This window comes from Streptomyces sp. MZ04 (genome assembly GCF_004684775.1).
GTDB lineage: Bacteria > Actinomycetota > Actinomycetes > Streptomycetales > Streptomycetaceae > Streptomyces.
Genome location: NZ_SRIC01000394.1, coordinates 1 through 6,067, shown reverse-complemented (window position 1 = coordinate 6,067; position 6,067 = coordinate 1). Strand labels below are relative to the sequence as shown.

The window sequence follows — 6,067 nt, the reverse complement described above, 5'->3', positions numbered from 1 at the left end:
GCCTGGGTGCGGCCGTGGGTGCCTCGCGTGCCGCGGTGGACGCGGGCTGGTACCCGCACTCCAACCAGGTCGGCCAGACCGGCAAGAGTGTCTCGCCGCAGCTGTACATCGCCTCCGGCATCTCGGGCGCGATCCAGCACCGTGCGGGCATGCAGACCTCCAAGACGATCGTGGCGATCAACAAGGACGCCGAGGCCCCGATCTTCGACCTCGTCGACTACGGCGTCGTCGGCGACCTCTTCGACGTCGTCCCCGCCCTCACCGAAGAGGTCAAGACCCGCAAGGGCTGAGCCAGTTGACCTAGCTGAGCCAGTTGACCTAGCTGAGCTGGTTGACCTAGCTGACCGCATCGAGGCCCTCGCCCCCGCAGCACGCGGGAGCGAGGGCCTCGATGCGTCACACGCCCCGGCACGTCACACACCCCTGGGCAGCACAGCGCCCGTCACCCGCGATAGGTCTCCAGCAGCCGCAGCCACACCTCGCTCACCGTCGGATACGCCGGAACCGCGTGCCACAAGCGGTCGATCGGGACCTCGCCCGCGATCGCGATCGTGGCCGAATGGATGAGCTCGCCGACGCCGGGGCCCACGAACGTGACGCCCAGCAGGATCTCGCGGTCCAGGTCGACGATCATGCGGGCGCGACCCTCGTAGCCGTCCGCGTAGAGGCCCGCGCCCGACACCCCCGCGATGTCGTAGTCCACGGCGCGCACGCGGTGGCCCGCGGACTCCGCCTCCGCAAGCGTGAGGCCCGCCGACGCCGCCTCGGGGTCGGTGAAGACCACCTGCGGGACGGCCGCGTGGTCGGCGGTCGCGGAGTGGGCGCCCCAGCGGTCGGTCTCCAGGAGGGGGACGCCCTGCGCGCGGGCGGTGATCGCGGCACCCGCGATGCGGGCCTGGTACTTGCCCTGGTGGGTGAGGAGCGCGCGGTGGTTGGCGTCGCCCACCGCGTAGAGCCAGTCGCTGCCCTGCACGCGCAGGCTCTCGTCGACCGGCAGCCACGAGCCCGGTTCCAGGCCGATCGTCTCCAGGCCGAGGTCGTCGGTGCGCGGGGCGCGGCCCGTGGCGAAGAGGATCTCGTCGGCGTCGAGGGTTTCCCCGTCGGAGAGGGTCGCCGTGACGGTGCCGTTCTCGCGCCGCACCGCCGTGACGGAGACGCCCGTGCGGACCTGCGCGCCCGCCTCCGTCAGCGCCTTGGTGACCAGTTCCCCGGCGAACGGCTCCATGCGCGCCAGCAGCCCTTCGCCCCGTACGAGCACCGTGACCTGTGCGCCCAGTGCCTGCCAGGCCGTGGCCATCTCTACGGCGACGACGCCTCCGCCGACCACCGCGAGGCGGCCGGGGACGTAGTCGGAGCTCGTGGCCTCACGGCTCGTCCAGGGCTTCACATCGGCGATGCCGGGCAGGTCGGGCAGCGCGGCGCGGGTGCCGGTGCAGATCGCCACGGCGTGGCGCGCGGTGAGCGTCTCGTGGGGCCCGTCGGGGTCCGTGATGGTCACCTGGCGGGTGCCGGTGATGCGGCCGTGGCCGCGGTAGAGGTCCACTCCGATGCCGTCGAGCCAGCCGACCTGGCCGTCGTCCTTCCAGTGCGATGCGTAGTCGTCCCGGTGCGCCAGGACCGCGGCCGCGTCCAGCGGGCCCTGTACCGCCTGCCGCAGCCCCGGCACCTTGCGCGCGTCCGAGCGGGCGATCACGGGCCGCAGCAGCGCCTTGCTCGGCATGCAGGCCCAGTACGAGCATTCACCCCCGACCAGTTCACTCTCCACCAACGCGACGCTCAGGCCCGCGGCACGGGCCCGGTCCGCGACGTTCTCCCCCACGGGACCAGCGCCCAGGACCACTACGTCGTACGCCTTCGATTCCGTCATGGAAGCCAGTGTGGTGCCAGGTGTGCGACGTGGCCACATGGGTACGCGCGCGGAGCGGCACCGGTGCGCGGATGGAATACGTCCGCGGGCGGGGCCGTTGTGCAAGGCGGCTTCACCCGATACCAGGAAGAGGGAACTAACCATGAGCAGCACGACTGTGGAGCTCACCAAGGAGAACTTCGACCAGATGGTCACGGACAACGAATTTGTCCTGATCGATTTCTGGGCGTCCTGGTGCGGCCCGTGCCGGTCGTTCGCGCCCGTCTACGAGAAGGCCGCCGAGGCCAACCCCGACCTGGTCTTCGGGAAGGTCGACACGGAGGCGCAGCCCGAGCTTGCGCAGGCCTTCGGCATCCAGTCGATTCCCACGCTGATGATCGTCCGTGACCAGGTGGCCGTGTTCGCGCAGCCCGGGGCGCTCCCCGAGGCGGCCCTCGAGGACGTCATCGGTCAGGCCAGGAAGCTGGACATGGACGAGGTCCGCAAGTCCGTCGCCGAGGAGCAGGCCAAGGCCGAGGCGCAGGACCAGTAAGGAACGACCGCAGACGACCGCAAGCGAAAGGGTCAGCTGGACTCGCGGTGCACAGCCGTCGCGCCGAGCACGTCGTGCACCTCGGGTTCCATGCCGGGGTCACGCACGACCCGGTCGACCAGCTCCGCGAGTTCCTGTCCTGACGGCAGTTCGATGCGGACCGTGCTGAGCCGGGGCCGCAGGAGCCTGCCGAGCATCAGGTCGTCGGCGCCGACGAGCGCCGTCTCGTCGGGCACGGCGACCCCCTCGTCCTGGAGCGCCCGCATCAGCAGCATCGCGTACTCGTCGTTGTAGGTGAACACTCCGTCGATCCCCAGCTCGCGCCAGCCCGCCGCGAGCCGGGCCGCCGCCTCCTCCGTGTACGCGAGGGGCAGCTCGGTCAGTGAGGCGTCCTTGCCGTGCAGCGCGGCGCGGATGCCTTCGACGCGCGGCCGTGAGAAGGGTTCGAGGCCCCGCTCCTCGGGGACCACGGCGCCGATGTGCCGTCTGCCGCGTTCCAGGAGGTGGGTGGCGGCGCACCGGCCCACCAGGCGCTGGTCCATGAGCAGGGCGTGCGCGCCCTCGGCGCGCTGCGGGCCGAGCGTGAAGACGGCCTTGGCGCCCGACCGTTTCAGGACGCTCACGCCGCGCGCGCCGAGCGCCGACGCGTCGGGGGCGAGGACCGCGACGGGGCGCAGTTCCGCCCAGGCGCGGGCCGCGTCCTCGCCGGTCAGGCCGAGGCTGCCGTACTGCACGACGGTGTAGTCGAATCGGCTGAGCGCCCACTGCAGTTCGTTGAAGAACTCGCTGAACAGCGGGCCTGCCGGAATCTGTGGCGTCGGCATCAGGACCACGCGGGTGTGCCCGGCGCGCAGGCTGCGGGCCGCGGCGTGCGGGACGTAACCGAGTTCCTTGGCGGCCGCGTGGACGCGGCGGCGGGTGGGTTCGCTGATGCGGACGGCGCTGGTGTTGTTGAGGACGTACGAGACGGTCGCGCGCGAGACTCCCGCCAGACGCGCGACGTCGGCACTCGTCGGCACGGAGTTCGCAGCGGCGTTCGCAGCGGCGTTCGGAACGGAGTGCTGCGTGGGCTGCGTGGGCTGCTGATCAGGTATCTGCACCATGTCGGGGTTCATCTTTCCAGACCCCGCCGGGGCGCCCCCAGGCGGGCGTCCGGGCGCTGTGGGCGGACGTCGGGCGCTTGGCGGTGGCGTGCGCGGCGCGAACTTCCCTTCCCTCGTTCCGCGTTGGCCTACCGGCCGGTAGCGTGCGGGCACCTGCCCACCGATCAAAGGTGCCCCCACATGACTGCCGACCGTGCCGACGGCCTGGAGCGGACCGCCCGCGCGCTGGCCGCCGGAGAAGTGACCTCGCGTGCGCTGACCGAGCGGACGCTGGCCCGGATCGAGGCGTCCCAGCCGGTGCTCAACGCCTTCAAGCTGGTCCGCGCCGAGGCCGCGCTCGCCGAAGCGGACGCCGCCGACCGGGAGTTGGCGGCGGGCGGTCCCGGTCTTCCGCCGCTGCTCGGTGTGCCGCTGGCCGTGAAGGACGACACCGACATCGCGGGCGAGCCGACCGCGTTCGGCTGCCGGGGCGACTTCCCGCCGAAGAAGGAGGACGCCGAGTCGGTGCGCCGGCTGCGGGCGGCCGGCGCGGTGATCGTCGGCAAGACCAACACCTGCGAGCTCGGCCAGTGGCCGTTCACCGAAGGGCCCGGCTTCGGGGACACCCGCAATCCCTGGCACACCGGCCACACCCCCGGCGGGTCGTCGGGCGGTTCGGCGGCCGCGGTCGCCGCCGGGCTCGTCCCGGCCGCGCTCGGCTCGGACGGGGCGGGATCGGTGCGCATCCCGGCCGCCTGGACCCATCTCGTGGGCATCAAGCCGCAGCGCGGCCGGATCTCCACCTGGCCGTGGCCCGAGGCCTTCAACGGCATCACCGTCAACGGACCGCTCGCCAGGACCGTCGCCGACGCGGCGCTGCTCCTGGACGCGGCGAGCGGCAACCACGAGGGCGACCTGCACAAGCCGCCCGCCATCAGCGCCGTCGAGGCGGCCACCCGCGAGCCGGGACGCCTTCGGATCGCGCTGTCGCTGCGCATGCCGTTCACCGCGACGCCCAAGCGGCTCGATCAGGTGGTGCGGCGCAAGGTCATCGTCCTCGCGGACCGGCTCGCCGCGCTCGGGCACGACGTCGAGGAGGCCGACCCGCGCTACGGGCAGATCGGCCTCGACTTCGTGCCGCGCGCCACGGCGGGCATCACCGACTGGGCCCGCGAGGTCCCCGACCCCCGCCTGCTCGACCCGCGCACCAAGGAGGCCGCACGCCTCGGCCGCCTGCTCGGCGGTGCGCCGCTGCGCCTGGCCCGGCGCGCCGAGGCCGCCCTGCACCGTCGCGTCGGCGCGGTCTTCTCGACGTACGACGTGGTCCTCACGCCCACCACGGCCACTCCCCCGCCCCGGATAGGCACCCTGGCGAAGCTCAGCGGCTGGCGCACCGACCAGGCGATGATCGCCGCCTGCCCCTACGCCTGGACCTGGAACGTCCTCGGCTGGCCCGGCGTGAACGTGCCGGCCGGGCGGGTGGGCGACGGGCTTCCGGTGGGCGCCCAGCTGCTCGGCCCGGCAGGCAGTGAGCCGCTCCTGGTGTCCCTTGCCGCGCAGTTGGAGGCGGACCAGCGCTGGTACGAGCGGTGGCCCGCCGTGGCCGAGACGGTGGCCTAACCCTTCGCCAGCGTGCGCCACAGCGCCGGGTCCTCGAAGCCGAGGGCCCACAGGACGGTGTGGCGTACGCCGTACTTGCGGAGGACCGGCAGATGGGCGGCCGTTCCGCGCGCGTCCTGGTACCAGACGGTGCGGCGCTTGCCTCCTTCGTCGTACGTGAAGTGGGGCGTGCTCGACGCGGGGTCCAGGCGGTAGGGCGCGCCGACCTTGCGGCGCAGGGCCTCCGCCTCCTTCCAGGTGACGTGCCGGGCGCGGTCGCGGCTGCCCACGCCCCAGTCCCAGCCGTAGCCGGGCAGGCCCATCTCCAGCTTGCGGGCGGGGACTTCGGCGGTGGCGCGGCGCAGGATCTCCTCGTACCAGGCGGGCGCGGAGAGCGGTCCTGGCGATCCCTCGGCCCAGTGCTGGTCGTAGGCCATGACGCGCAACCGGTCGGCGGCGGCGCCCAGTCGGCGGTAGTCCCAGACGCGCCCGCTGGTCCGCGTCTTGGGCGAGACGGTGACCACGCACTGTTTCCGCAGGGCGTGCAGCCGGGCGCACAGGTCGGTGACCAGCGTCGCGTGCCCGGAACCCACCTTCTTGTAGTCGGCGTCCCCGGTGGCCGCGATGGTCTCGTAGTCCAGGTCGAGCCCGTCGTACGAGCGGCTGCGGACGACACGGAGCAGCGCGTCGATGTGCCGGGCGCGGCGGTTCTTGTCGGTGACGACGGAGGCGAGCGCGCCGGGCTCCATCTTCTCCATGACGGTCGGCACGACCTTGACGCCCGCCTTGTGGAGTCCGTCGATGACGCGTCGGTCCCCCGCTCCGGTGAAGCCGACCACGTTTCCGGCCGACTTCGTGCGGTACCAGAAGGGGCTGACGGTGTGCAGTTGGGCGGCGTGGCGCAAGGCGTCCTCGTACGCGGCTTCCTGGTCCCAGTAGGGCAGCCACGCGGAGACGGTGCGCGGCGGGGGTGCGATGGGGGCGGAG

Annotated in this window: 6 protein-coding genes; 3 read left to right on the top strand and 3 right to left on the bottom strand. The window is 72.7% G+C overall.

Annotated elements, in window-relative coordinates; genetic code table 11:
- Nucleotides 1–290, top strand: a 290-nt coding sequence (locus tag E2651_RS40220) for an electron transfer flavoprotein subunit alpha/FixB family protein (protein ID WP_135335776.1), incomplete at its 5' end; no start/stop codon positions are given.
- A 152-nt stretch (nt 291–442) separates the two neighbouring features.
- On the opposite strand, the gene E2651_RS40215 is transcribed toward E2651_RS40220, so the two are convergent.
- Entirely contained in the window at nt 443–1,867 is a 1,425-nt protein-coding gene (locus E2651_RS40215) for an NAD(P)/FAD-dependent oxidoreductase (protein ID WP_135336228.1), read from the bottom strand.
- Nucleotides 1,868–2,009: 142 nt separating this feature from the next.
- Between E2651_RS40215 and trxA the strand changes: the two genes are divergently transcribed.
- Nucleotides 2,010–2,399 (top strand): thioredoxin, encoded by a 390-nt coding sequence (gene trxA, locus E2651_RS40210; RefSeq protein ID WP_135336227.1) that lies wholly within the window; start codon nt 2,010–2,012, stop codon nt 2,397–2,399.
- A gap of 32 nt (nt 2,400–2,431) precedes the next feature.
- Here trxA and E2651_RS40205 read toward each other — a convergent pair whose 3' ends face one another.
- Nucleotides 2,432–3,502 (bottom strand): LacI family DNA-binding transcriptional regulator, encoded by a 1,071-nt coding sequence (locus E2651_RS40205; protein WP_135336226.1) that lies wholly within the window; start codon nt 3,500–3,502, stop codon nt 2,432–2,434.
- A 180-nt stretch (nt 3,503–3,682) separates the two neighbouring features.
- Here E2651_RS40205 and E2651_RS40200 point away from each other — a divergent pair, with 180 nt between their 5' ends.
- Nucleotides 3,683–5,101 carry an amidase gene (locus E2651_RS40200; RefSeq protein ID WP_135336225.1) on the top strand — a complete coding sequence of 473 codons (1,419 nt, stop codon included), beginning with the start codon at nt 3,683–3,685 and terminating at the stop codon, nt 5,099–5,101.
- On the opposite strand, the gene E2651_RS40195 is transcribed toward E2651_RS40200, so the two are convergent.
- On the bottom strand, nt 5,098–6,067 hold a 970-nt coding region (locus E2651_RS40195; protein ID WP_135336224.1), incomplete at its 5' end, for a glycosyl hydrolase family 18 protein. The genes E2651_RS40200 and E2651_RS40195 overlap by 4 nt on opposite strands.